Source organism: Bacillota bacterium (assembly GCA_013178045.1).
Taxonomy (GTDB): domain Bacteria; phylum Bacillota; class Ch66; order Ch66; family Ch66; genus Ch66.
The window spans coordinates 111,897-137,815 of the sequence record JABLXP010000004.1 but is presented as its reverse complement, the minus strand read 5'-3'; the positions used below and the strand labels follow the sequence as shown (position 1 = coordinate 137,815).

Below are 25,919 nucleotides of genomic sequence, written 5' to 3'. Positions count from 1 at the left end.
CTACTTCACCCCCAATACCCTGGCCACCGTGGGGACATCCTTGTCGCCTCGCCCCGAAAGGTTGACCACCATGATTTGATCGCGGCTCAGGCCTGGGGCCAGCTTGATCGCCTGCGCTACAGCGTGCGCGCTTTCCAGGGCGGGAATAATCCCTTCGGTCCGCGCCAGGAGTTGAAACGCCTCCAGGGCTTCCTCATCCGTAATTGCGGTATAATTCGCCCGACCCGTCTCCTTCAGGTAGCTGTGTTCCGGTCCCACCCCGGGGTAGTCCAGACCCGCAGAAATTGAGTGAGCTGGCTGCACCTGACCATGCTCATCTTGAAGCAAATAACTCAGCGTCCCGTGGAGCACCCCCGGCCGGCCGGCGGTCAGGGTGGCAGCATGCTCGCCCGTCGCCAGGCCGCGCCCGGCGGCTTCAACCCCGATCAGTTCCACCGGGTCAGCCAGGAAGGGGTAAAAGAGTCCCATGGCGTTACTCCCGCCGCCAACACAGGCGACCAGATAATCCGGCAGCCGCCCTTCCGCGGCCAGAATCTGGACCTTGGTTTCCTCCCCGATGACCGCCTGGAAATCCCGCACCATCATCGGGTAGGGATGGGGACCGCCCACTGAACCCAGCAAATAATGGGTATGCTGGACATTGGTCACCCAGTCGCGGATGGCTTCGTTCATCGCGTCTTTTAAGGTCCGGCTCCCACTGCTCACCGGCACGACCTCGGCCCCCAGCAGCCTCATCCGGCAGACATTTAACTCCTGACGCCGGATGTCTTCTTCGCCTATAAAGACGGTACAATTCAGCTCGAACATCGCGGCCGCGGTCGCGGTGGCCACGCCGTGCTGGCCGGCCCCGGTTTCAGCGATCACGCGGTTTTTGCCCATCCGTCTGGCCAGGAGCACCTGCCCCATGGTGTTATTGATCTTGTGGGCGCCGGTGTGGTTAAGGTCCTCGCGTTTGAGATAAATTCTGGCCCCTCCCAGCTGGCGGGTCAACCGCTCGGCAAAGTAGAGCGGGCTGGGCCGCCCAATATACTCTCTCAGATAATAGCGAAACTCCTCTTGAAACGCCGGGTCATTCCTGGCCTCCTCATAAGCCCGGGTTAATTCCTCCAAGGCGGGCATGAGGGTTTCCGTCACAAACCGTCCGCCAAAAATCCCAAAGTGTCCATTACCGTCTGGTAAGCTCATCATTGACCCTCCTTACTTCAGCCATCAAAGACATGATCTTTTGCGGATCCTTCCTGCCCCCGGTCTCGACCCCGCTGCTCACATCAATGGCAAAGGGTTCTACGACACGGAGGGCCTGCACCACATTCTCCCTCTTGATTCCACCCGCCAAGATAATTGGGCCATGCCGCTTCGCCTCCCGCGCCAGTTCCCAATTGAAGCTGGTCCCGGTGCCCCCCATCTTCCCCGGGACAAAGGCATCCAGCAGATAGGCCGCCACCCGGTATTTGGGGAGTTCCTTGAGAAAAGAGCGGTCCTTGACCCGAAAGGCCTTGATCACAGGCTGCCGCCAACCCTGGCAATCTTCTGGCGTCTCCTCGCCATGAAACTGCAGGACATCGAGGTGACAGTAATCAGCGATCTCGGCGACCGTTTCTTGACCGGCGTTAACAAACACCCCAACTTTACTGATCAGTGGCGGCAGCTCCCGAACGATTCGACGAACAATCACCGGGGTGACTTGCCGGGGGCTGGCGGCGAAAACAAAGCCCAGGGCGTGGGCGCCGGCGTCAACCGCCGCCAGCGCTTCTTCGATGGTCGAGATTCCACAGATCTTGACTCTAACCACGGGACTGCCCTCCTATCAACCGCTTCACCGCCTGCCCAATGTCCGCGGCCTGCATCAAGGTTTCGCCGACCAGCACCGCGTGCACGCCGCTGGCCGCCAGCCAGCCGATCTCCGCAGCAGTCCGGATCCCACTTTCACTAACCACCACTTTGCCGGCCGGTACAGACGGCGCCAGGGAAAAAGTGGTGGCCAAATCAGTTTGGAAATCATCCAGGTTGCGGTTATTGATCCCGATTATTTCCGCACCGGTCGCTAATACGCGGGTGAGTTCAGCGGCGGTGTGGACTTCGACCAGGACGGCCAGACCCAATTCCCCCGCCAACCCCAGACATTCCTCAAGCTGGCTTTGTTCTAAGATGGCCGCGATCAACAGGATGGCATCGGCCCCCAGAACGCGCGATTCATAGACCTGGTAAGGAACAATAATGAAATCCTTGCGCAGGAGGGGAAGAGGGGTAACTGCTTTAACCTGCTGAAGGTACTTGGGATGGCCGAGAAAAAATTTTTCCTCGGTTAAAACCGAAATTGCTTTGGCGCCGGCCAGGTCGTAAGTCCGGGCAATTTCCCGTGGACAAAAATCGGCGCGGATTACCCCGCGCGATGGCGAAGCCTTCTTGATCTCAGCGATTAGATTTACCTGCGGCCCATCTCTTTGAATTGCTTGATAAAAATCCCTGGTCGGTGGAGCATCGGCCGCCCGTTTTTTCAACTCCTTAACCGGGAAGCATGTCTGCAGCCGAGCAACTTCCTCTCGTTTGTGCGCCACGATGCGTTCGAGAAACATCAGTCACACCTCCGCGTAAAAGCGATCATTCCCTCCAGCTTGGCCAGGGCGGCGCCAGAATCAATCACTTCCGCCGCCAGCTGCACACCGTCGCGCAGGTGATCAACTTTTCCTCCCACCAGCAGCGCCGCCGCCGCATTCAGCAAAACCACATTCCGGCATGGTCCCGGCCGACCGCTCAAGACCTCGCGCGTAATCCGGGCATTCTCTTCCGCCGAACCGCCGACAATATCTTTCAGTTCGCCCCGGGACAGGCCAAGATCGGTCGGGTCCAGGTAATACGTCCTGATTTCACCATTGTTCAATTCACTTACCCTGGTCCGGCCGGTATGGGTGATTTCATCCAGTCCGTCCTCACCGTGCACCACCATGGCCCGTTCTACCCCCAAACGACGTAAAACGCGGGCCATGATCCCGGTCAGACTGGCGTCGTAGACCCCCAGCACCTGCACCTGCGCCCCGGCGGGATTGGTCAGCGGTCCCAACAAATTGAACACCGTGCGGATGCCGATCTCGCGTCGGGGAGCGACCGCGTGTTTCATCGCCTCATGAAAAGTCGGTGCAAAGAGAAACCCGATCCCAATTTCCTCCAAACAGCGCTCCACCTGTTCAGGCAAAATCGTCACTTTCACCCCCAGGGCTTCCAGAACATCTGCGCTGCCGCACCGGCTGGAAACAGAGCGATTCCCATGCTTGGCTACCGGCAGGCCTGCCCCGGCCACCACAAAGGCTGCGGTGGTGGAAATGTTAAAGGTAAACCGCTGGTCGCCACCGGTCCCACAGGTGTCAATTAGCCGCTGATGACGCGGGGCAATCTTCCTCACCCTGGCCCGCATCGCCCGGGCAAAACCCGTGATTTCCTCGACGGTTTCCCCTTTTAACCGCAGGGCCGTAATCAGGGCCGCGATCTGCGCTGGCGTCGCTTCGCCATCCATGATCAGACTCATTGTTTCTTCGGCTTCTTCCTCGCTGAGGTGATAGTAGTTGATCACCTTATCAATGGCCTTTTTTAATTCCATTTTGCTTCCTCCTTTCCGCACATTTTAAGGAAGTTGGCCAGCAGCATCCGGCCGGCTTCCGTAAGGATCGACTCGGGGTGGAACTGGACCCCCTCCACCAGGTACTGCCGGTGCCGCAGCCCCATGATCTCACCCGCCGGCGTCTGGGCGGTAATTTCTAGACAAGCTGGCAACGATTCGCGGCTGACGACCAGAGAATGGTAGCGGGTGGCAATGAAGGGATTGGGCAGTCCCGCATAGATGCCTCGACCGTCATGCCAGATTTCCGAGGTTTTCCCGTGCATGAGCCGGTCGGCCGGTACTACCTGGCCCCCAAAAGCCTGACCAATGGCCTGGTGTCCCAGACAAACGCCTAGGATGGGGATTTGCCCCGCAAAAGCCTGAACCACCGCCAGCGAGATCCCCGCTTCGGCTGGCGTCCGCGGGCCGGGCGAGAGCACGATGGCTTGCGGCGCCAGTTTTTGAATCTCCGTCAGAGAAATCTGGTCGTTGCGGTAAACCCGAATTTCCTGCCCCAGTTCCCCCAGGTACTGGACCAGGTTAAAGGTAAAAGAATCATAGTTATCGATCATGAGGATCAAAGAACCTCGTCCCCTTCAGCCAGATTTAGCGCCTTGAGCAGAGCTTTGGCCTTGTTCAGTGTTTCTTCATACTCTTTTTCCGGTTCAGAATCAGCCACAATCCCCGCCCCGGTCTGAACATAGGCCATCCCGTCCTTAACCACGATCGTTCTGATCGTAATACAGGAATCAAGATTACCGTTAAAACCGAGATAGCCAATCGCGCCCGCGTAAGGGCCCCGCCGGTTGGGCTCCAGTTCCTCAATGATCTCCATCGCCCGGATCTTCGGGGCCCCGGAAACCGTTCCCGCGGGAAAACAGGCCTTCAAGGCTGCGTAAGCATCACTATCGGGCGAAAGCTGGCCTTGCACCGTCGAGACCAGATGCATAACGTGAGAATAACGCTCGATTTCCATAAATCTGGTCACCTGCACTGAACCATACGCACAAACCCGTCCCAGATCGTTTCTCCCCAGATCAACCAGCATGATGTGTTCGGCCCGCTCTTTCGGGTCCGCCCGCAGTTCCTGCGCCAAAGCCTCGTCAACTGCCGGGTTCGGATCGCGCGGGCGCGTACCGGCGATGGGGTGAGTCTCCACCCGGCCATTTTCTACTCGCACCAGCATTTCTGGGGAAGACCCAATCAGTTGGAGTTCCCGAAAGTTCAGGTAATACATGTAGGGAGAAGGGTTAAGCGAGCGCAGCACCCGGTAGACCGCAAACGGATCCACCCGAATAACCTGTTGAAACCGCTGGGATAGGACCACCTGAAAAATGTCCCCGGCTCTGATATATTCCTGGGCGCGCTTGACCCGCTGAAGGAACTCTTCGCGGGTGATGTTCGCCATCACCGGCATGGAATTTGACGGACCAACCACACCGGGCTTCTGACCGCACAGTTTCCGCTCGCTATTCGACACCGTTCCGAGACGATGTTTAATCTCTTTGATGGTGGCCACAGCTTCAGCATAAGCGCCGGGCGGGTTGTTCCCGTGCGGGAGCAGGACAACTATCTTCAAACGATGCCTGACGTGGTCATAGATCAGGACGGTCCTGGTCAAGACAAAATAACAGTCCGGTAACCCCAGATCGTCCACGGCCAATACCGGCAGATGCTCCCACTGGCGAACCACATCGTAGCCGAAATAGCCCACAGCGCCCCCAAAAAAACGCGGTTGGTCCGGCAGCGGTCTGACCCGCAGACCAGTAACCAGTTCCCTTAACTTACCCAACGGCTCACCCGTTTCCACCCGTTTCCGTCCGGTCTCTTCAATTTCCAGCGTATTGCCTTTTGCTTTAAAGATCAGAAAAGGATCAAACCCAATAAACGAGTACCGGGCCAACTGCTCGCCCCCCGCAACACTTTCCAGCAGATAAGAGTAATCACCGGTAGCCACTTTCTGGTAAATTGAAATCGGGGTCTCCAGGTCAACGACCAACTCCTCCCACACCGGAATCACTCCGTAACGCGACGCCGCCTGCAGGTATTCCTCTTCGGCTGGAAAAATCATTTTCCCCACCCCTCCCTGTGAAAACAAAAAACCAGCACTCAAATGAGTACTGGTTCAAGGTCACGAAAAGACACACAATCCCCTATTACTCATCTCAGCTCGACTAATCTCATCTCAACTCTGCTCTGCTCATCGCATATGTGATTGTCGTACATCACTCAGCTCTTACACTCACTCCAGACCCCACCAACCGGGCCGGGAGCTATATCTATTATAGTCAATCGGTGATTCATCTGTCAATCACCAGGTTGTACATTTTGGCTCATTCACATCTCTTTTCTCGCAACCGCTTCAGCAATTCACTAAAATAGGCCGGCAGCGGAGCCGTAAATTCCAGATACTCCCCCGTTCGCGGGTGCTTAAACCCCAGAACTTCTGCGTGCAGGGCCTGCCCGCGGAGGCCAAAGTGGGCTTTACGCGGACCATAAACGGGATCCCCAACAACCGGGTGCCCCAGAAAAGCCATGTGCACCCGAATCTGATGGGTACGGCCAGTCTTTAATCTGGCCTCGATCAGAGTGTAGTCCTGAAAGCGTTCCAGCACCCGGTAGCCGGTGATCGCCTCCTTGCCTCCTTGGTTGACGACCGCCATCCTTTTACGGTCGTGCGGGTCGCGCCCGATGGGAGCTTCAATCTCGCCGGCTGGCTCTCGCATAACCCCGTGGACCAGAGCCACGTAACGCCGGGTGACTTCGTGAGCCTTGATTTGCTCGGCCAAATTCTGGTAGGCCTGATCGTTTTTGGCCACCACCAGCACTCCCGAGGTGTCTTTATCAAGCCGGTGCACGATCCCCGGCCGGAGCACCCCATTGATCCCAGATAAATCGCGACAGTGCGCCAGGAGGGCATTGACCAGCGTCCCGTGGTAGTTGCCGTGGGCCGGGTGGACCACCATCCCCTGGGGTTTGTTGACGACAATCACATCCGCGTCTTCATACAACACATCCAGGGGAATTGGTTCTGGGAGAACTTCCAGCTCGACCGGGGGTGGCAAAATAAACTCAACCTGATCACCGGCGCGCAGTTTGTAGTTAGCCTTCACGCTCTGGCCATTGACCGTGACCAACCCCTCCGCGATCAACTTCTGCACGTGGGTCCGGGATATTGATGAATGGCGCCGGGCCAGAAAAATATCTACTCTTGTCACCGCCTCCTCAGGCTCAACCAGATAAATGAATGGCTCGTCGGCGAAATCAGCTTCAGCCGCCGAAAAAACCGATTGTTTCGTCTCCATGTTCCTGGCACCCCTTCAGAGGGTCTCAACCTTATCACTGGGCAGGCGCAACAGTTCCAAGCACAGAATGGCCACCCCGACCACTATCGCCATGTCGGCAACATTAAAGACCGGCCAAACCCGCAGATCGAAAAAGTCAATCACGTGGCCGAAGCGAATTCGGTCAATGAGATTACCCATGGCACCCCCGAGCTGGATCGCCAGGCCATACTTCAGCCACCGGTTGTCACGGGCCATCCGTCGGTAAACCACAATGACCCCAATGATGACCACGATAGACACCAGGATAAAAAAGCCGGTCTGATTGGCCAGCAAGCCAAAGGCCGCTCCCGGGTTCTCCACATAAGTCAGGTGAAATACCCCCGGCCAGATGGGGATTGACTGGCCCGGCATCATCTCCGCCTGGACCAGGTATTTGGTCCCTTGATCCAGTCCCAGGATTAACAAGGCTGTTATAAAAAACATGCTCTTTCTCCCTTCAGTTAACTGCCCGTAGCGTAATCGTTCCGCTTCCGCAAGTCGATTAAATGCTGGTAAACCCGAACCAGTTCGAGGGTCATGTTGCGCGAAGAGAGCCGCTGCGCCTTCAGCCAGGCCTGTTCTTTCATCGCCGCTCGCCGTGCGTCATCCTGCAGCAGTTCGATAATCGCTGAACTAAAGGCAGTTAAAGATTGCTCGGTTAACAGTCCATCCAGACCGTGGCTGACCATATCGGCCACCCCGAAAGCATTAATCGCCACCACCGGCAGTCGCGCCGCCATCGCTTCCACTAAAACCAAACCCTGGGTCTCGGTCACCGAAGGAAAAACAAAAAGGTCGGCGCCGTGGTAGCAATTAACCAGCTCATTTCCCTGAAGAAATCCGGTAAATATAACCCGTTCACCCAGACCCAGTTCCCTGGCTAAATCTCGCATCGCCTGCTCTTCAGGTCCTCTCGCCACGATCAGTAACACACTGTCCGGGAAATGGTCAACAACCTGGCGGTAGGCGTATAACAGAAAATCGACGTTTTTTTCTTTTCCCAAACGCCCGACAAATAACAAAATTTTCGTCTTCGGGTTGAGGTGATACCGCTGACGGACCCAGACAGAATCTCCCGTCGCAAACTTATCAACGTTGATCCCCGTCGGCAATACCTTGATCGGCACTTTCACCCCGTACTGACGCAATAATTCTTTCACCTTTGAACTCGGAGTGATTACCAGGTCGCACTGATTGCAGAAGTGCCGGCTCCAATGAACCATCAGATCCCGTGTCAGCCTTTGTCCAAAGGGCACATAATGCACGTACTGGTCATACAAAGTGTGGTAGGTGAAGACCAACGGTATCCGATAGCGCCGGGCATAGCGAGCGCCAAGCCGACCTAACAAGAATGGTGAATGGACATGAATAATGTCCAGCTGCAACCGCTTGATGGTATAACCCAGGCGAGGAGAAATGGGAACCGCCAGACTGAAATCAGGGTTAGTTGGCGGCCGGACGGAAAGAAACCGGAAGATGTTCGGATTAGTCTCAACGTAGTTAGGATAACGAGGGGCAAAAATATAAACCGAATGGCCTAGACTGTTCAATTCCTGGGTGAAGGTTTCGATCGAGGTCACGACGCCGCTGACGTATGGCCGATAGCTGTCAGAAAACACACCAATGTTCACGCCAAATCCTCCCTCCCCCAATATTTATTCGTGCTCGGCTTATAGTTTTCCTTTTGACAAATAATCTTTAAATAAATCTTATGTGTTATTATCTCACTGAGTTTCCCTTTTCATTAACTTATACCGTTTGCGTACAATAATTCTTCTGTTGAGATAAAATGTTGTGAACAGATGAAAAAGCCCACCAGATGGTGGGCGAACTGGTCAATCGACCGCGCGATCCGTTCTTTCCAGGGGGATATCCTCGTCATCCAATCCCCGAAAATCCTTATATAACATTCCATCCTTACCCCTGACGTAGGGAATTTTCTCTACGTCTTCTACAGCGCCGACATCCTCTTCCTCCATCCCAATTGGTCCGTAGTAAGCCCCGGCCCTGGAAAACCAGGCGTGCTCGCTGTAACGCGCCACCTCCTGCCAGGCATCCTCTCCATCATACATACTCACCCCGGGCTCGCCTTCCAGATCATAGTTCCGCTGGCCAAACGGAAGTTCAACGACATCCTCTTCAACCGGTCGGACACTGCGGTCAGGCGGTTCTTCATTGGCTTTGCAGTTAAGGCAGAGGGAAGCTGTCGGCACCGCTTCCAACCGTTCTGACGGGATTGGCTGTCCACAGTGCTCACAAATCCCATACCGGCCCTCTTCAAGTCGCTTCAAAGCTTCGTCAACTTTCATGAGCTGGATTTTCGCGTTTTCTCGCAAGGCCAGGTCTTTACCCCGCTCGAACATTTCACTTCCCAAATCGGCGGGATGGTTATCATAACTTGATAGTTCATCAACCGAATTTCCCATCGGCTCCGCCAATCCGCCGTCATCGAAATGCCGGATCCGCTCCACCAGTTCAGCTCGTTCAGCCAGCAATTTTTGCCGAATTGCTGTTAAGTCCTGTTCAGGCATTCTGAGGCCCCCTTACCGCATGATTTCTGTTTGCACAATCTTAATAATCTCCGCAATAAAACCACCGAGCACCGGCAGATTCCAGACCAACAACCGCTCTAAAATAATTAAGACCACGGCCCCCAGTATGGTAAAGCCAACGGCCGTCCCCAGTCCACGGGCCAGGCCGGCCATGAAGTTTATGTACAGGAGCCGCCATGGACGGTTGAGAAGTTCCACGTACTCCGCTAGCTTCATTTTCTCAATGGCCACTGCCAGTTCATTAATTTTCTGGTTGAGCTTGACGATTATTCTGGTTTCAGAATCATCGGTCACGATGGTGTTACCTCCCCCGCTCGGTATTAATTTACCCAGAAGGAGATGATTTATTTGGTGCCGACACAAAAAAATGACCTCTGGGGTAGATTATGAGGAATTCACGATAATTCATTTTTGCATCCTCCATGTCAATCAAAAAAGAGGTGATTTCCATTCACCCCTTATCTTTTTTGTCCCGATTCATAAATGGTTATTTCTAATTCGTCAAAGCCTGGATTGGCGCGGGTATCCGGCCGCCGCGGCTGATGAATTTGGCCGGGCTGAACGCATTCACCGCCATCACCGGGGCACGTCCCAGCAGTCCCCCGAACTCCACGTAGTCCCCCACCTGCTTTCCGGGTGCGGGGATCAGGCGCACCGCCGTGGTTTTTTTGTTGATCATCCCAATAGCGGCTTCATCGGCAATGATCGCCGCGATCGTCTCGGCCGGCGTATCACCGGGAACGGCGATCATGTCCAGACCCACTGAACATACACAGGTCATCGCTTCCAGCTTCTCAATCGTCAGGGCGCCGGCTTCAACCGCGCTGATCATCCCTGCGTCTTCACTGACCGGGATAAATGCCCCGCTTAATCCACCGACATAGGAAGAAGCCATGGCCCCGCCCTTCTTCACCGCGTCGTTTAAAAGGGCCAGGGCCGCTGTCGTGCCAGGTGCGCCACACTTGTCCAGGCCCATCGCCTCCAGAATGTCGGCCACGCTGTCACCAATCGCCGGCGTAGGAGCCAGGGACAGGTCGACGATTCCAAACGGAACCCCCAAACGCTTGGAAGCTTGCCGACCAATCAGTTCACCCATCCGCGTCACCTTAAAGGCGGTATGCTTGATCACCGTCGCCAGCGTGCCAAAATCACTGTTCGGATTCTTCCGCACCGCGTTGAGGACTACGCCAGGACCACTGACCCCAACGTTCAAGGTGCACTCTGGCTCGCCAACCCCGTGGAACGCCCCCGCCATAAAGGGGTTGTCCTCTGGCACGTTACAAAAGACCACCAGTTTAGCACAGCCAATCCCGTCCTGCTCAGTGGTCAGCCTCGCCGTTTCCTTGATCACTCGCCCCATCATGGCCACCGCGTCCATGTTAATCCCGGCCTTGGTGGTGGCGACATTCACCGATGAGCAGACGCGCTCGGTTGAGGACAAAGCCACAGGGATGCTCTCGATTAACTTGATGTCTCCCGTGGTGAAACCTTTATGCACCAGGGCGGAATAACCGCCGATGAAGTTCACTCCCACCGCGGCTGCCGCCTGGTCGAGGGTACGGGCGATCTCAACGTAATCTTCGGTTTCACAACCTTCAGCAACCAGTGAAATGGGCGTAACGGAAATCCGCTTATTAATGATCGGGATGCCGTAATCCCGTTCCAGCTCTTCTCCTACCGGGACTAAACGGGCAGCCAGGCGGGTGACCTTATCGTAAATTTTTTGCTTCAGTTTGGATAGACTCGCGTCAACACAATCGCGCAAGCTGATCCCCATGGTGATAGTGCGAATGTCTAGATTCTCCATCTCTACCATGCGGATGGTTTCTAATATCTCTTCGGGGCTGATCATTCGCGGCACAGCTCATACCCTCCTTCCTAGATGCGGTGCATGAAGCGAAAAACGTCTTCGTGTTGAGCTGTGATCCGCACACCTAGTTCCTCACCTTTAGCGGTCAGTCTTTCCTTTAAGGTACTCAGGTCAACCGTGCACCTGGCCATATCAACGATCATAATCATGACAAAGAATTCCTGGAGAATAGTCTGACTGATGTCCAAGATATTGGCATTGGCTTCGGCCAGTACATTGGCCACACCAGCAATGATCCCCACCCGGTCGCAACCCAGGACAGTGACGATAATGCGGCTGCTGCTTTCTCCGGTCATCTTTTCTACTCCTTTAACTCAATTTCATTCATTACCGATACACAACGCTGACACAACGTCGAGTGCTTGGGGTCCTGGCCCACCGTTTCACTATAAATCCAGCACCGCTCACACTTTATCCCTGGTGCCTCGGTCACCCAAATCCGGAGACTGGGTAGATCGGCCGGTATGTAACCCTCGCCGGTCTGTCCATCTCCCCGGGTAATGTCAACCTTCGACACAATAAAAATCGTCGCCAGATCGTCACGTTGTTCGTCCAGGAACTGATAAAGGCCAGGGTCGTCAGTAGCCAATGTTACAGCGGCATTCAGTGAATGCCCGATCACCTTGTTCTGACGGGCAAGTTCGAGGGCCTTGGCCACCGCTTCCCGCAGCTCGATGATCCGCTCCCACTTCTGCTCCAGCGCCTCGTCGATCAGACTTTCATTCATCACCGGCCATCCGGCCAGTTGTACACTGATCGGCTTACCCGCTTCCTCGGGGAGATACTTCCAGATTTCCTCCATGGTGTACGCCAGGATCGGGGTAAGCATTCTGACCAAAGCCTGGATTACGTCATACATCACGGTTTGAGCCGACCGTCGCACAGCTGAACTTGGGGCGGAGGTGTACAAGCGGTCCTTAATAATATCGAGATAAAATGCGCTCATATCAACAGCACAAAAATTATGCACACTGTGGTAGACCAAATGAAACTCGTAGTTTTCGTAAGCTTCAGTTACCCGCTTGATCAGCTTGTGCAACTTCAACAGGGCCCAGCGGTCAAGCTCGGGCATCTGGTCAAACGCGACCCGGTCGGTATTCGGGTTAAAGTCGTAAAGATTGCCCAGAATGTACCGGCAGGTGTTACGAATCTTACGGTAGGCTTCAGCGACCTGTTTTAAGATATTCGGGGAAGCCGCCACATCGTTACGGTAGTCAGCCGAGGATACCCAGAGGCGAAGGATATCCGCCCCCATCTGTTTGATTACATCCAGGGGATCAGTGACATTGCCCAATGATTTGGACATCTTACGCCCCTGTTCATCCACCAGGAAGCCATGGGTCAAGACGGCTTTATAAGGAGCCTGGCCCCGGACGGCGACCGCGGTTGATAGGGATGAGTTAAACCAACCTCGGTGCTGATCGCTGCCCTCCAGGTAAAGATCCGCCGGCCAGGTGAGTTCAGGGCGCTGCTCTAAAACCGCCATATGGCTCGACCCTGAATCAAACCAGACGTCCATGATGTCCGACTCCTTGCGGAACTTGGTCCCGCCACAAGCTGGACACGCCAATCCTGGCGGCACCAGTTCATCCGCTGGTCGAATAAACCAGACATCAGAACCGTGTTCGCGGAATAACTCCTGAATATGTTTGATGGTTTCATCGTTAATGATGGCTTCGTTGCACTCGGTACAGTAGAAGATGGGAATCGGCACCCCCCAGGTGCGTTGCCGGGAAATACACCAGTCACCCCGTTCGGCGACCATATTGTAAATCCGGTCGCGTCCCCAGGCCGGAATCCATTTGACTTGATCAATGGCCGCCAACGCCTGTTGTCGGAAACCATCGATTGAGGCAAACCACTGTTCTGTTGCCCGATAGATGATCGGGTTTTTACAGCGCCAGCAATGGGGGTACTGGTGAGAAATAACATCCAGCTTGAGCAACGCACCGCGGCGCTCTAATTCCTTGGTAATGGCTTTGTTCGCTTCGGTGTAATGCATTCCGGCAAATTGACCGCCTTCAGCGGTGAAACGCCCTTTATCATCAAGGGGCTGGATAACCCGCAAACCGTAGACCCGACCAACAGCAAAGTCTTCTTCACCGTGTCCAGGTGCAGTGTGGACACAGCCGGTCCCCTGATCCAGGGTAACATGGTCACCCATCACCACCACTGATTCCCGGTCAAAGAAAGGATGTTGGCAGACTGCTCGTTCCAGGGCGGCACCTTTGAAGGTCTTGACCACCCGATGGTCGCCGAAATGGCAAGCTTCAACCACGGCTGGCACTAACTCCCTGGCCAGCACGTAGAATTCGTCTTTCACCTGGAGCAAAACATAATCATAATCAGGGTGCAGCGCAATCCCGGTATTGGCCGGCAGCGTCCACGGGGTGGTAGTCCAGATTATGGCATAAGCCCGTTCTTCAGGGAAAACCCCATTAGCGTCTTTAAACGCAAACTTGACGTAGATTGATGGTGACTTTTTGTCTGCGTACTCAACCTCGGCTTCAGCCAAAGCTGTTTCGCAATCGGCACACCAGTAGACGGGTTTTAATCCTTTATAAATATAGCCTTTTTTCGCCATCTCACCAAAAACGCCGATCTGCTCTGCCTCAAACTCCGGCTGTAGTGTTAGATAGGGTTTCTCCCAATCACCGCGAATGCCCAGCCGCTTGAACTCCTCCCGCTGAATATCCACGTATTTAAGGGCATATTCGCGGCAGCGTTTGCGAAAATCCCCGATCGATGTTGCGTGTCGATTAAGCCCCAGGGCCTTAATCGCCTGCTGTTCAATGGGCAAGCCATGCGTGTCCCAGCCTGGGACATATGGGGCATCAAAACCCACCAGCGAACGGTATTTCACCACCATGTCCTTAAGCACTTTGTTCAGGGTGTGTCCCAGGTGAATGTGCCCATTGGCATATGGCGGCCCGTCGTGGAGGATAAACTTCGGTTTACCCGCACTGGCCGCCTGAACCTGCTTATAAATATCAATTTCTTCCCAGAACTTGAGGATTTCTGGTTCCCGTTGGGGAAGATTCCCCCGCATTGGAAACTCGGTTTGGGGAAGATTCAAGGTTTTATTGTATTCCACACTTTGCCACCTCTTTTTCGGTTTTTCCACAGCAAAAACCTCTCGCTCACTATACGGGAGGAGAGGTTACTTTCTCTGAATTTCCCTCATTATATCCGAAAAACCCACGAGATGTCAAGAATTGGGACATTCTAGTCCCCGCCAGGGTTAAAATAATTCGAGCTTATAGGTCGGACCTACCACCGATGCTATTAAATGTGTCCGGCCTAAAACAGGCCTTTATCAATATCGTCAATAACGCTATCCAGGCAATGACCAATGGTGGCACGCTGATAATCAGGAGTGAATTATCACCAATAAATAAATGACGAGATCGTGCTCTATTTCTCCGATACTGGTCCCGGCATTCCCCCGGAACAAATCAATCGGATTATTGAGCTTATCGAAATACCCATCCGCTCCATCATTGATGTTCTACCGGTCACAAAAGCACCGTCGAAAACTGCCGGTGACCAGTCGTTTCTTACCTGTCGAGCTGTATCCCCGTAAATTTAGATTAAACCTTAAGTTTATGGACGTACTCTGCTGTTACCCCTTTGATTTCTATCGTTTTATGGCGAGAAGTCTGCCCATTAACAATCTTCACCGCCGACTTCGGTACCGCAAACAACTCAGCCAAAAATTGGACGCAAGCAGCATTGGCCTCTCCGTCCACGGGCGGAGCGGTCAGGCGAATTTTCAGCATCCCATCAAGCCAGCCGGCTAACTCGTTCTTTGCCGCGCGGGGTTGAATCTTGACTTTGATTTGCACCCCGCCAGGGACAGTTCTTACTTCGCTGATCACTTGTCATACCACCTGCCAATAAACCTAGACGACTTTATCTTCCTCCTGGGCAGCCGCCAGTTCCAGCCGCACGCTCTCCGGTTGGGCGTCCACCAATTCCAACTGCGCTTTGAGAAAAGAGCGCAACTGGGTTTTATACACCTGAAGTTGCCGCTGCAATGCCTCATACTCCTGTAATAACTTCTCCATCTTTTTCCCGGCCTGAGCCACCATTTCTTCCGCTTTCGCCCGCGCTTCCCGAAGAATCAGGTCGGCTTCTTTTTCCGCGTTCCTTTTGAGATCATCCGATGATTTCTGGGCTAACACCAGAGTATTTTGCAGCGTCTCCTCCAGTTGGCGGTATTGTTGCAACTGATTATCCTTCTGCTGAAGTTGTTCCTTTAGATCCAGGTTTTCGCGGTAGAGCCGTTCGTAATCACGCCCCACCTTCTCTAAAAAAGCATCAACCTCGTCCTCATTGTATCCCCGCAGTGATTTGCGAAACTCCTGATTCAAGATGTCCACCGGCGTTAGCATCGCCCAAATCATACCTCCTTGATTCTTATTGAGGTTATACGCAAACTATTTATTATAGGCTCCCGCCATACAGCCTTGAGGATGAATCTCCTGGAGCTCCGTCCAAACACTTAATGGCAAACGGTATCCGTCAGCCTCTTGCGCCAGCCGGTCCAGGTTATGCCGGTAAATTCTGGTCAATCGCCCCACCGTTTCCGCATCGTAATACTGCCCCTCGATCCGGACAGAGGCCAGACCAAACTGGCTCCACTCAGGCAAGTAGGGGAGCAAACACAGGTCAAACGGCATTAATAAATGGTTACGGCAATACTGATCAGCAACAATCCGGTAATCCTGACCGCAGTCATCGCGCAGGAAATACTCCATATCCTGACAGGGACGCGGGCAGGGATCTTGTTTCGTCGACCCCGCGAGCAGGGCACCTGGCAGGCAGTAATCCATGACCATCCCCGCTATCTGGCCGTGGACAACCAGTTCCACGGGGTACTCGCTGGCCAGAGGGGCCACCTGAGCGGAGGCTAATTCTAACGAAACCGTCACCTGGGTAACCCGCCAGCGTTTCCGGAGCAGATCAAGGGTAGCGGTGTTAGTCACATTCAGCGAATAATCAGTATAGATCGGTACTGGACTCATTTGACTGGCCAGATACAGGGTTCCCCAGTTGCCGACCATCACCCCGTCAGCCTCCAGGTCGGACAAGCGGGACAGCAAATATGCAAACTCGTGCAGTTCCCGTCGGGTCGTGATTTGTGGTGTAGTGACCACCACCTGGCAGCCCTGCTGGTGACCTAACTTAATCGCCTCGCGTAACTCTCGCTCACCCCAACCCGTTTGCTCTGTTGTCGGCACTTCGCCACCGACATAGATCATTTCCGCTCCCGCTTCCACCGCTCTGGCCGCTGCTTCCCGCGTCCCTACTCGTACAGCTAAAACAGGTTTAGAACTAGTTGTACATCCCGTGCTGTTTGCCAGCTGTTCAACATCCCCGAGGGAAATCGTCGGGTGGGGGATGGGCCGGGTCGGAAACTTGGGTTCCCGTTCCCCAGAATAACCGATTCCTTGCTCGCCGGGGTGCTTGAACGCGTAGCAGGAAGAAAAATCACGGGCTCGATTAGCGATCATTTCTCTCCAGACAGCCGTGTTCAGGCGATAACCCGCGGGATCAGCCAGGTAACGGTCGATCGCCTCCCGGTAAGCGCGCACGATCGGTCCCAGATAAGCCGCTTCACGCATCCTCCCTTCAATTTTGAATGAACAAATCCCCGCCTGAATCAATTCAGGAATGAAAGGATAAAGGCACAGGTCTTTATTGGCCAATAAATACCGTCCCCGGCCACCCAGGTCTATCCGTCGGCCTTGGCGATCAATCAAATCATAGGTCCAGCGGCATGGTTTCATGCACCGCCCGCGATTACTGCTCTCCCCAAAAATTAAACTGCTCGTGTAACACAGCCCCGTCTGCGCCACACAAATATCGCCGTGAATAAAATACTCGATCTCCACCCCGGTGGCCTGTCGCAGTTGATAGACTTCTTCCAGAGACAAGCCCTTGGAAATAATCACCCGACTGATCCCCATCGCCTGGAGAGCTTTAACCCCTTCAATGCTATGGGTATTAGCCTGAACACTGACATGAAGAGGCATGTTAAGACCAAGTTGCTGACACAAATACGGAACGGCCATATCCTGGACAATCAAAGCATCCACCGCCATCTGGTGCAAAGATTCCAGGTAGGCCGCTAGTTCATTCAACTCATCAGTAAAATATAGGTTATTGACGGTAACGTAAACTTTCTTCCCCCGCTCATGAGCATAAGCAACAGCATCCTGGAGGGCTTCATCGGAAAAATTGAATTCCGACCGCCACATCCGCATGTTCAGCTTCTTTCCGCCTAAATACACAGCGTCAGCTCCATTAGCAATGACGGTCTCCAACACATCCCACTTACCAACCGGGGCCAGTAATTCTACTGTCGATGGCACCGTAGTTATGTTCACGCTGCATTACCCCCATATTTTAAAATCGCAGTAACATTTTAACTAAAACTGTCTGCAACAACCCTAAAACAAGAATAGCCATTAACGGGGAAAAATCAATTCCCGGCCCCATGGTTGGGATAAACCGCCGGAACGGGGCCAAAACGGGTTCAGTCACGTCATAAATAAAGCGAATGATCGGCTGTCTCGGGTTATGGGGAACGAGTGAAAGAAAGCAGCGCCCAATGATCAACCAGATCAGAATTTCAAAAGCAACATTAACATATACGGCAAGGGTACTCACGCCTCCCCCTCCTCTATTTCTTACTCAATTCTTTAGAGCGCTCCGTCGCCGCCACTACCGCACTGATCAGCGTCCCTCTCATTTTACCTTCTTCCAGGACGTGCAAGCCAGCGATTGTCGTGCCACCAGGAGAGGTCACCATGTCTTTCAGCACGGCCGGGTGTTGACCAGTAACCTGGACCAGTCGGGCAGCGCCAATTACTGTCTGGGTAGCCATGGTTAAGGCAAGGTCACGTGATAAGCCGACACGTACGCCAGCGTCCGTGAGGGCTTCTAGAAAGAGGAAAACGTAAGCTGGACCACTGCCGCTTAAGCCCGTTACCCCATCCATCATCTGTTCAGCCACGACTACCACCTGACCGAGAGCCCCAAAGATTTGCCGGCCCACGGCTTCATGCTCTGGACCAGCGAACTGACCCAAAGCCAGTGCTGACACCCCTTCTCCGATCAAAGCTGGGGTGTTCGGCATCACGCGAATCAGCGGGGTATTAGCTGGAAAAAAGCGCTGCAGGAAATCCAGGCCGATACCCGCCGCAATTGAAATCACCAACTGTTGAGACGAAACTTGCTGACCGATATCCTGGAGAACCTCAGCCAGGCTCTGGGGTTTAATGGCCAGAATTAGTACATCAACAGCCTTAATCAGCTCTTGATTGCGCTCGCACACTTTAATCCCGTATTTTTCGCGCAAAGCGGTCAGCCGTTCCGGCCGGATGTCACTCACCCATAACCGTTCGGCAGAGACAATTTGACTACGCAACAATCCCTGCAGAATGGCCTCACCCATGGCCCCTCCGCCCAGGCACCCAATCCGTACTGACAGTTGGGTCATTTCTTATCCCCCCGCATGATACTGGCCCAAAGAATGTTTCTTTCCTTGATGTCATCGCGCAAGTCACTGGAAACATCCACATTGGCTGGCGCAAACAAAAAGACGCCATTGGCAATCTTTTGCACCGTCCCGTCCAAGGCGTAAGTCGCCCCACTGACAAAATCAATTACCCGTTTAGCTAATTCTTTTTCTGCGTGCTCCAGATTGATAATAACCTGACGACGGTTCTTTAGATGTTCCGCTATTCCTTGCGCCTCCTCAAACGTCCCTGGTTCAACAATTACCACTTTGACTGACTTCGGGGCATGCAGACTGAAAACAGCCCCACCCTTTTTGGTTGGTAGCGTCGGATTTACTTGCTCCTCATTCACCCGTAACTGTTCCGCTTCGAATTCGTCCTCCTCGTAGCCTAAAAAGCCCAGAACCCGATCAATAAACCGCTTACTCACGCTTTGTCTCTCCCTTCTGATTCCGTTCACCAAAAATACCGGTCCCAATGCGAACCAGATTAGCACCTTCTTCAATGGCAACCAGATAATCGTTCGTCATTCCCATCGACAGCCAGTCCATCGCCACCCCTTTTAACTGCCGCCCCGCGATTCTGGCTGCCAGTTGGCGAAGTTCGCGGAACACCGGACGAACCTCCTCCGGGTCGTTAACCTGGGGGGCCATGGTCATTAACCCCAGCACCTTCAGGCCGGGCAGGTTAGCCACTTCCTGGATGAACTCCTCAGTTACCGCTACCTCCAGTCCATGCTTAGTGGCTTCACCCGCGACATTCACCTGGATCAACACCGAGATTTCTTTCCCCAAACGAATTGCTCGACGGGAAATTTCCTCGGCTAGAGCCCAGCGATCGAGGGAATGAATCAGCCTTACTTTATCAAGTATATATTTAACCTTATTTGTTTGCAGAGTACCAATCAAGTGCCACTCAACCGGGGCAGTGATCTTTCTGTATTTATCGACCAGTTCTTGCACCTGATTCTCACCTAAAGCAGTGATCCCAAGCCGAATGGCCTCTTCAATCCTGGTTACCTCTACCTGCTTGGTCACAGCGACCAACTTGATCTCTGAGGGTTGGCGACCACTCTTTAACGCGGCCTGGTTGATGTTGCGGCGAACAATCTCTAGATTATGCGCAATATCCACCTCTGCTCTCCCTCCAAAATTTTATAGTTCTTCGACAAAAGAATACACGTTTCCTGCCCCACATGCGTGAATTACTGTAAGATCTGACCCTCCGTAGCTAAATTGGCATTTTTGACGATCTCAGTACCAGGGTTAATTCCCCGTATTGCCGCCTCTTGGCCCAACTTACCAACCACCTCAACCCGCTTCCAGACTACCCGCCCTTTATAAAGAATATAAACCCCGCTCTCATCATCCCGCTCAACCAGGGCCGTTGTCGGGACAATCACGCCCGTGAAACGTTCACTGATGTATGACAACTTCACTCGGCGCTGGTGAATCAGTTCAGACCGGAACTCCTTCAGTTTAATCAACATCTGGACCCCAGCCTGTTCCTGACGGACGGCAGTCAGTTCACCAGTGAGAGTTTCCTTTCCCTGGTCAAGTTGCAGGAAGACTGTTTGTCCAACGGCTGGCAGTCGAACATCAACTGCCGATAGTCGGACCAGCAACAGAGGGTTATTCAGGTTATTAATTATTTTAGCCACTGGCTGCCCGGCAGAAAAAATTCCCGCCGCACTCTTTTGCCCAGCTTTATCAAGCAATTGTTCAATCTTGCTCAGGTCTAACTGATCCCAGGCTTGCGGGGTCAAGACATTCTCCAGGCCGTCCGGATGATAACAGACAATGCCAGCCAGAGGAGCCCGTAAAGAAATCTCACTGGTTTCATTCCCGCTAACCGGTCTGAACCGGGCAAACTCAGCATTAAGTCTTGTTCGTTCCCCCTCACCTACAACCGCTCTTATCAAACCATTCACCGGCGCAGTTACGGTTCGCTCGTCCAGGATCACCAGACCCTCCCCGGGTATCGTGGTCTGAATTACTCCATCCGAGACGACAATCAGTTTCACCAAGTAGGCCAGCACTGCTTTCTTAACCCAACTCAGCCCTAGCCACAAAATACTAGCCAATAATAAGGTACTGATCAGTAAAAACCCTAATCGCCGTAACCGCTTCTGCTGTCTATCTTTTTGGATTCTTTTCAGCCTGGAGACTTTGCCCATCGGTCCCAACCTCCAGAGAGTTGCTCTTCTCAGCGATTTAAGCCCCTGTCCGGCCTGGCACTAGCCGCAGCGCCGGTTGGCAAAGATAATCTCCCCCCACAATTAAAGCGCTTCCCCACAATACATATCTGGAGATTTCCTGGCTAATGTACGCCATTGGCCATTGATCCCTCCACTGCTCTAAGCGTAAAGCTAAAGGTGCTACCCTGTCCCATCTCACTTTCGACCCAAACTCTCCCGCCATGGGACTCGACAATGTGTTTAACAATCGCCAGCCCCAGGCCAGTCCCGCCCAGTTCCCTCGACCGGGCCTTGTCCACCCGGTAGAAGCGTTCAAATAGTCGGTTTAGGCTATTAGCAGGAATACCAATTCCGTTATCAACCACCTGGACAATCACCTCGTCCTGGTTTGCAGCTGCCTTAAGGATAATCTTTCCGCCGGGCGCAGTGTACTTAATCGCGTTATCGATCAGGTTGATCACCACCTGCCCAAGCAGGTCCTCATCTCCCCAGACTTGCGTCAGATCAACGGGAATCTGGCACTCAATGGTGATCTGTTTCTCCACCGCCCGCGGATTAAGCATAGCCACCACCTTTTTCACCGGTCGAGCTAGGTCAAGCGGACGAAACTGCACTTCCCTCTGTTTTGATTCGATGCTGGACAAAGTGAGCAGGTCATCAATCAGCCGGTTCAGCCGTTTAGTTTCACTTTCAATAATGGCCAAAAACCGCTGCCGCAAGGCCCGGTCTTCCGCCGCCCCATCCATAAGGGTTTCCACAAACCCCTTGATCGAAGTTAGGGGCGTTCTTAGTTCGTGAGAAACGTTGGCGACGAATTCGGAACGCATCTGATCAAAATTGCGCACATCTGTGATGTCTCGGAAGACCGCCACCGCCCCCTGGATCCGGTTCACCTCAGATTTGATCGCGCCAATATGCACCCGATATATTCGGCTGGAGGTTGGAATCAGCTTCAGTTCCTTACTCACAATGTTACCCTCTTCAAGAACCTCTTTAATGCTGGCTTCCAGCTCATGGTTACGGATGACCTCTAAAACATAACGGCCCAGGGCGTCTTCTTCCCGCACCCTAAAGACCTCTTCTCCAGCCTTATTAATTAGAATCACCCGTCCAACCTGGTCAAAAGCAATCATCGCGTCAACCATGCTGGTCAGTATAGTCTGCATCTTATTCTTTTCCTGGGAAAAGTCCCTGAGCATCTCCTTGAGGCGGTCAGCCATAAGATTGATCGTGTTACCGAGTTCTCCTAATTCATCATCCCGGTTAAACCAGACGCGTTGATCAAGATCGCCCTGGGCCAGGCTCTGGGCGACAGCACACATGTCTTGAATCGGTCTGGTCATCCGGCGGGCTAAATGGTAAGCCAGGACAAACGACACCAGTAAAGTTGTAATCATTACTGCTGCCACAAACAAACGGATATCCCGCATCGATTCCTGAACCAGGACCGTCGGCAGGCCCAACTGGTTCAGAAGCATCCCGTATAAATGACGGTCAATAAAGTAGGAAGCCACGCTGAGCGGCAGTAAAAAAACCAGAACACTATTCAAAGCGATTTTCCAGTAAATCTTTTTAAACATTGGCCTGCTCCTTAAATCTATACCCAATGCCACGAATAGTTTCAATGTACCGGGGAAAAGCGGGATCATCACCCAGCTTCTGGCGTAGATGCCGAATATGCACATCAACCGTCCGGGTGTCACCTAAGAACTCATATCCCCAGATGTTTTCTAGCAGCACATCGCGTGTAAATACTCGACCTGGATTAGCCATCAATAGCCGTAAGAGTTCAAATTCCTTCGGGGTAAATTCCCGGCGCTGTCCGTCAACAAGAACTTCAAAGCGTTCGGTATCCACAACCACATCCTGAACCGATAGGATGCCACTGGCCAGGCTCGGTCGGTCTCCTCGCGCGGTCTTCGTTCTCAGCCTCGCCTTAACCCTAGCCACCAATTCACGCGGGCTAAATGGCTTCTTAATGTAATCATCGGCGCCCATTTCTAACCCCATTACCGTATCACGCTCTTCACCCTTGGCCGTTAACATAATAATCGGTAAATCGCCGAATTGGGGATTGCTGCGGAGGGTTCGACAAACCTCAAGACCATCCATTTTGGGCAACATGATATCCAAGACCAATAAATCCGGGCGTTCCGACAATACTTGCTGCACCGCCGCCAGCCCGTCTGTAGCCACGACGACCTGATAACCCTCTTTCTCCAGATTAAATCTGACCAGTTCAAGGATATGAATCTCATCATCTACAACCAGAATTTTCGGCACCCTTATCCCTCCTTGTGTAGTCGGGTAAAGGATTGGGCTAATCTCTGAGCATGAGTACAGCACTCATGCGGCCTGTTCGTCCACCCGTGAAACGATAAGAAAAAAACATTTCAGGATGACAACACGTGCACAGGCGGCTAACCGAAATGTTGGTATAAGGTACACCCAGCGTGAGTAATGACCGCCGGTTGGCCTCCCAGAGGTCAAACTGGTAGTGCCCCTCACCTTTATCAACCAAAACTCCCGGCCAGGTCAAGAAATAAGCTGGCAACTGGTCGCGCACTCGCGTGTCAACCTCATAGCAGCAGGGACCAATCGAGGGAGAAATTCCCACCAAACAATCTTCCGGCCGGGTACCGAACTGATCTCCCATGCGCAGCAGAGCTTTGCGGCCAACCTCCAGGGCTGTCCCTTTCCAGCCGGCGTGAGCCAGCCCAATCGCCCGCCGAACCGGGTCCAGTAAAAATATCGCAACACAATCGGCATGGTGTGTGGCCAGGGCCACCCCGGGTTCGTTGGTAATCAAGGCGTCGGTTGCGGGGATCGCCGTGACCTCCGCGCGGGCCCCTTTACCACGGTCAGCCCGGGTGACCACCCCGACCCGGTCACCGTGGACCTGCTCTCCCACGACAAGATCCTCCAGACTAATCCCCAGGGCCAGGGCCATCCGTTTCCGATTGGCCACTACCACCTCGGGGTTATCACCGACATGCAAGGCCTGGTTGAAATCAGCAAACTCTTCCCTACTGTGGCCTCCCCACCGGGTGGTAAAGGCATGCTTCACCAGACCGGTCTGTTCGAAGCTGGGGAGGCAAAAATATTTAATCCCTTCCGTCTCATGAAGGGTCCAATGGTCCATCCACCTCACCTACCTGCCTATCAGTTTACCATAACCGGGCCGGTTTTACTACGGTCCCCGTTTCCCATTTGGGGGACTCTGCTTTCAAACCCAATCGGCAACTGGTCCGAGCCGCTTCTGAAATTGGCCGACTGTTTCCCGTCTGACAATGCGACCAGCTTCCATAAAGCAAAGGCTGTCAGCTAACATCAGGGCTTCAGATTGACGGTGGGTGACGAAAACCGTGGTCAGCCGCGTTGACTTGAGCAAACTGCCAATCTCCTCAAGCAAACTGAGCCGGGATTCCCGGTCAAGCGCCGAAAACGGCTCATCCATAAAGAGTACTTCTGGCTCCAGCACAAAAGCCCGGGCTAAACTCACCCGCTGCGCCTCGCCCCCTGACAAATACCGCACCGACCGCTGCGCCAGCCCACTGATTCCCAGCCGGTCCAGCCACTTCTCCACTCGGGCATGTCTTTCCGCCCGAGGTACACCGCGAATTTTTAGACCCACAGCGACATTCTCATAAACGGTGGTATCTAAAAGCAACGGTTCCTGGAAGACCACCGCCATGCGCCGCCGCAGTTTCACCGGATTAAGTCTGGTCACATTATACCCCCGGAAAGTAATGGTCCCGGTGGTCGGCGGTTGTAGGGCCGCCAAAACTTGAAGCAATGTGGTCTTCCCTGCCCCATTAGGCCCCATAATCACCAGGACCTCCCCTTCCGTAACTGAAAGGAAAGGAATATCCAAGATCGTTTGCCTTCCTTTAACCAGCTGAAGATCCGTTACCTGCAAAACAACACTACTCATGATATTCTCCTCTGCTGTTGAATCGTGGTGAGCACAGCGGTAACGCCATACGTTAGAAGCAGCAACACTATACTTAAGGCAATCGCCACGTCAAAGTTCCCTTTGGAAACCTCCATCACGGTTGCTGTGGTCAGCACTCGGGTCTCTCCCTTGATGTTACCCCCAACCATCATGGAAGCCCCAACTTCGGACACTACCCCACCGAAACCGGCCATCACGGCCGCCAGTAAACCCAGTCTAGCTTCCCGCATCAAATACCAGAGGAGTTGCCCTGGGGTTGCCCCCAGTGCCAGGATTTGCAGGCGCAGTTTGGGATTAAGTTGCTGAATCGCCGCGAGCGAGAAACTAGTGACGATGGGAGAAGCAATCACCGCTTGAGCAATAATCATTGCCCCCGGCGTGTACATCATTCCCAAAAACCCAAGTGGCCCGGAGCGCCACAGCAAGATACTTACCCACAGGCCAACCACAACCGGCGGTAAGCCCATCCCGAAGTTGACCAAGCTGACTAAAAACTTCCGCCCGGGAAATTCAGTCAGGGCTAAGGCTGCCCCGATCGGAATCCCGATCAAGACACTGATCAATGTCGCCATCCCGGAAACCTTGAGCGTCAGCCAGGAAATCGCCAGTACTTCCGGATCAAGGGTGAATAACATCTGGGCGGCTTGAACCAGGCCCTCCCAAACCAGCTCCAATTCTAATCACTCCCATGACGGCAAAATTTACATAATAAGACCAGGCACAGTGCTAGTAGGGCACAGTGGTGCCTGGTCATGAAAAATCCACAACCCGACCAACTGCACTCCTTTCCAACCGGGAGGCGTAGCCGTTTCCCGCCACACCCTATCGGCCTGATCACCATACCTCAAAGGCTTCAGGCGATCAAGCTCGGAGACAGAAAGTGGTTACCTATTATCGT

The 25,919-nt window shown here is 53.6% G+C and carries 27 protein-coding genes and 1 riboswitch; all 27 genes read right to left on the bottom strand.

Features of this window, described 5'->3' with window-relative positions; all coding sequences use genetic code 11:
• Positions 1-1,185, bottom strand: a complete 1,185-nt coding sequence (gene trpB / locus HPY81_04080) for a tryptophan synthase subunit beta (protein ID NPV26637.1) — start codon at positions 1,183-1,185, stop codon at positions 1-3.
• Positions 1,166-1,792: a phosphoribosylanthranilate isomerase gene (locus HPY81_04075; GenBank protein ID NPV26636.1), complete on the bottom strand. Its 627-nt coding sequence runs from the start codon at positions 1,790-1,792 to the stop codon at positions 1,166-1,168. Before HPY81_04075 ends, trpB begins: the two co-directional genes overlap by 20 nt.
• Entirely contained in the window at positions 1,785-2,576 is a 792-nt protein-coding gene (gene trpC / locus HPY81_04070) for an indole-3-glycerol phosphate synthase TrpC (GenBank protein ID NPV26635.1), read from the bottom strand. Before trpC ends, HPY81_04075 begins: the two co-directional genes overlap by 8 nt.
• The gene (gene trpD, locus HPY81_04065; GenBank protein ID NPV26634.1) at positions 2,576-3,595 is read right to left on the bottom strand and encodes an anthranilate phosphoribosyltransferase; all 1,020 of its coding nucleotides are present in this window, start codon (positions 3,593-3,595) and stop codon (positions 2,576-2,578) included. Before trpD ends, trpC begins: the two co-directional genes overlap by 1 nt.
• Positions 3,586-4,176 carry an aminodeoxychorismate/anthranilate synthase component II gene (locus HPY81_04060; GenBank protein NPV26633.1) on the bottom strand — a complete coding sequence of 197 codons (591 nt, stop codon included), beginning with the start codon at positions 4,174-4,176 and terminating at the stop codon, positions 3,586-3,588. The genes trpD and HPY81_04060 overlap by 10 nt, the downstream gene beginning before the upstream one ends.
• Entirely contained in the window at positions 4,173-5,666 is a 1,494-nt protein-coding gene (trpE, locus tag HPY81_04055) for an anthranilate synthase component I (GenBank protein NPV26632.1), read from the bottom strand. The genes HPY81_04060 and trpE overlap by 4 nt, the downstream gene beginning before the upstream one ends.
• A gap of 262 nt (positions 5,667-5,928) precedes the next feature.
• Positions 5,929-6,900 (bottom strand): RluA family pseudouridine synthase, encoded by a 972-nt coding sequence (locus HPY81_04050; protein ID NPV26631.1) that lies wholly within the window; start codon positions 6,898-6,900, stop codon positions 5,929-5,931.
• Between the two features lie 15 nt (positions 6,901-6,915).
• Positions 6,916-7,365, bottom strand: a complete 450-nt coding sequence (gene lspA, locus HPY81_04045; GenBank protein NPV26630.1) for a signal peptidase II — start codon at positions 7,363-7,365, stop codon at positions 6,916-6,918.
• A 17-nt stretch (positions 7,366-7,382) separates the two neighbouring features.
• On the bottom strand, positions 7,383-8,552 hold the full coding sequence (locus HPY81_04040; GenBank protein NPV26629.1) for a glycosyltransferase family 4 protein: 1,170 nt from the start codon (positions 8,550-8,552) through the stop codon (positions 7,383-7,385).
• 204 nt (positions 8,553-8,756) lie between these two features.
• The gene (locus tag HPY81_04035; GenBank protein ID NPV26628.1) at positions 8,757-9,452 is read right to left on the bottom strand and encodes a conjugal transfer protein TraR; all 696 of its coding nucleotides are present in this window, start codon (positions 9,450-9,452) and stop codon (positions 8,757-8,759) included.
• Positions 9,453-9,464: 12 nt separating this feature from the next.
• Positions 9,465-9,767 carry a hypothetical protein gene (locus tag HPY81_04030; protein ID NPV26627.1) on the bottom strand — a complete coding sequence of 101 codons (303 nt, stop codon included), beginning with the start codon at positions 9,765-9,767 and terminating at the stop codon, positions 9,465-9,467.
• Between the two features lie 199 nt (positions 9,768-9,966).
• Positions 9,967-11,325, bottom strand: coding sequence for a PFL family protein (locus HPY81_04025; GenBank protein ID NPV26626.1), 1,359 nt, complete (start codon positions 11,323-11,325; stop codon positions 9,967-9,969).
• Positions 11,326-11,351: 26 nt separating this feature from the next.
• On the bottom strand, positions 11,352-11,639 hold the full coding sequence (locus HPY81_04020) for an ACT domain-containing protein (protein ID NPV26625.1): 288 nt from the start codon (positions 11,637-11,639) through the stop codon (positions 11,352-11,354).
• Between the two features lie 5 nt (positions 11,640-11,644).
• Positions 11,645-14,437, bottom strand: coding sequence for an isoleucine--tRNA ligase (gene ileS / locus HPY81_04015; GenBank protein NPV26624.1), 2,793 nt, complete (start codon positions 14,435-14,437; stop codon positions 11,645-11,647).
• Positions 14,438-14,933: 496 nt separating this feature from the next.
• Entirely contained in the window at positions 14,934-15,218 is a 285-nt protein-coding gene (locus HPY81_04010; GenBank protein NPV26623.1) for a YggU family protein, read from the bottom strand.
• A gap of 27 nt (positions 15,219-15,245) precedes the next feature.
• Entirely contained in the window at positions 15,246-15,737 is a 492-nt protein-coding gene (locus HPY81_04005) for a DivIVA domain-containing protein (GenBank protein NPV26622.1), read from the bottom strand.
• 45 nt (positions 15,738-15,782) lie between these two features.
• Positions 15,783-17,735: a U32 family peptidase gene (locus tag HPY81_04000; protein ID NPV26621.1), complete on the bottom strand. Its 1,953-nt coding sequence runs from the start codon at positions 17,733-17,735 to the stop codon at positions 15,783-15,785.
• 19 nt (positions 17,736-17,754) lie between these two features.
• Complete coding sequence (locus HPY81_03995) at positions 17,755-18,018, bottom strand: YggT family protein (protein ID NPV26620.1); 264 nt, start codon at positions 18,016-18,018, stop codon at positions 17,755-17,757.
• 13 nt (positions 18,019-18,031) lie between these two features.
• A complete protein-coding gene (gene proC, locus HPY81_03990; GenBank protein NPV26619.1) occupies positions 18,032-18,850 on the bottom strand; it encodes a pyrroline-5-carboxylate reductase in 819 nt (272 codons plus the stop codon).
• Positions 18,847-19,299, bottom strand: coding sequence for a cell division protein SepF (locus HPY81_03985; protein ID NPV26618.1), 453 nt, complete (start codon positions 19,297-19,299; stop codon positions 18,847-18,849). Before HPY81_03985 ends, proC begins: the two co-directional genes overlap by 4 nt.
• On the bottom strand, positions 19,292-20,002 hold the full coding sequence (locus tag HPY81_03980) for a YggS family pyridoxal phosphate-dependent enzyme (protein ID NPV26617.1): 711 nt from the start codon (positions 20,000-20,002) through the stop codon (positions 19,292-19,294). Before HPY81_03980 ends, HPY81_03985 begins: the two co-directional genes overlap by 8 nt.
• 71 nt (positions 20,003-20,073) lie before the next feature.
• Positions 20,074-21,045, bottom strand: a complete 972-nt coding sequence (locus HPY81_03975; GenBank protein NPV26616.1) for a hypothetical protein — start codon at positions 21,043-21,045, stop codon at positions 20,074-20,076.
• 143 nt (positions 21,046-21,188) lie between these two features.
• A complete protein-coding gene (phoR, locus tag HPY81_03970) occupies positions 21,189-22,646 on the bottom strand; it encodes a phosphate regulon sensor histidine kinase PhoR (protein NPV26615.1) in 1,458 nt (485 codons plus the stop codon).
• On the bottom strand, positions 22,639-23,349 hold the full coding sequence (locus tag HPY81_03965; GenBank protein ID NPV26614.1) for a response regulator transcription factor: 711 nt from the start codon (positions 23,347-23,349) through the stop codon (positions 22,639-22,641). Before HPY81_03965 ends, phoR begins: the two co-directional genes overlap by 8 nt.
• Positions 23,350-23,386: 37 nt before the next feature.
• Positions 23,387-24,208, bottom strand: coding sequence for a peptidoglycan editing factor PgeF (gene pgeF / locus HPY81_03960; GenBank protein NPV26613.1), 822 nt, complete (start codon positions 24,206-24,208; stop codon positions 23,387-23,389).
• 84 nt (positions 24,209-24,292) lie between these two features.
• Entirely contained in the window at positions 24,293-25,000 is a 708-nt protein-coding gene (locus HPY81_03955) for an ATP-binding cassette domain-containing protein (GenBank protein NPV26612.1), read from the bottom strand.
• On the bottom strand, positions 24,997-25,695 hold the full coding sequence (locus HPY81_03950) for an ABC transporter permease (protein ID NPV26611.1): 699 nt from the start codon (positions 25,693-25,695) through the stop codon (positions 24,997-24,999). The genes HPY81_03955 and HPY81_03950 overlap by 4 nt, the downstream gene beginning before the upstream one ends.
• A 91-nt stretch (positions 25,696-25,786) precedes the next feature.
• A riboswitch (molybdenum cofactor riboswitch) is annotated at positions 25,787-25,908 on the bottom strand.
• Positions 25,909-25,919 lie beyond the last annotated feature (11 nt).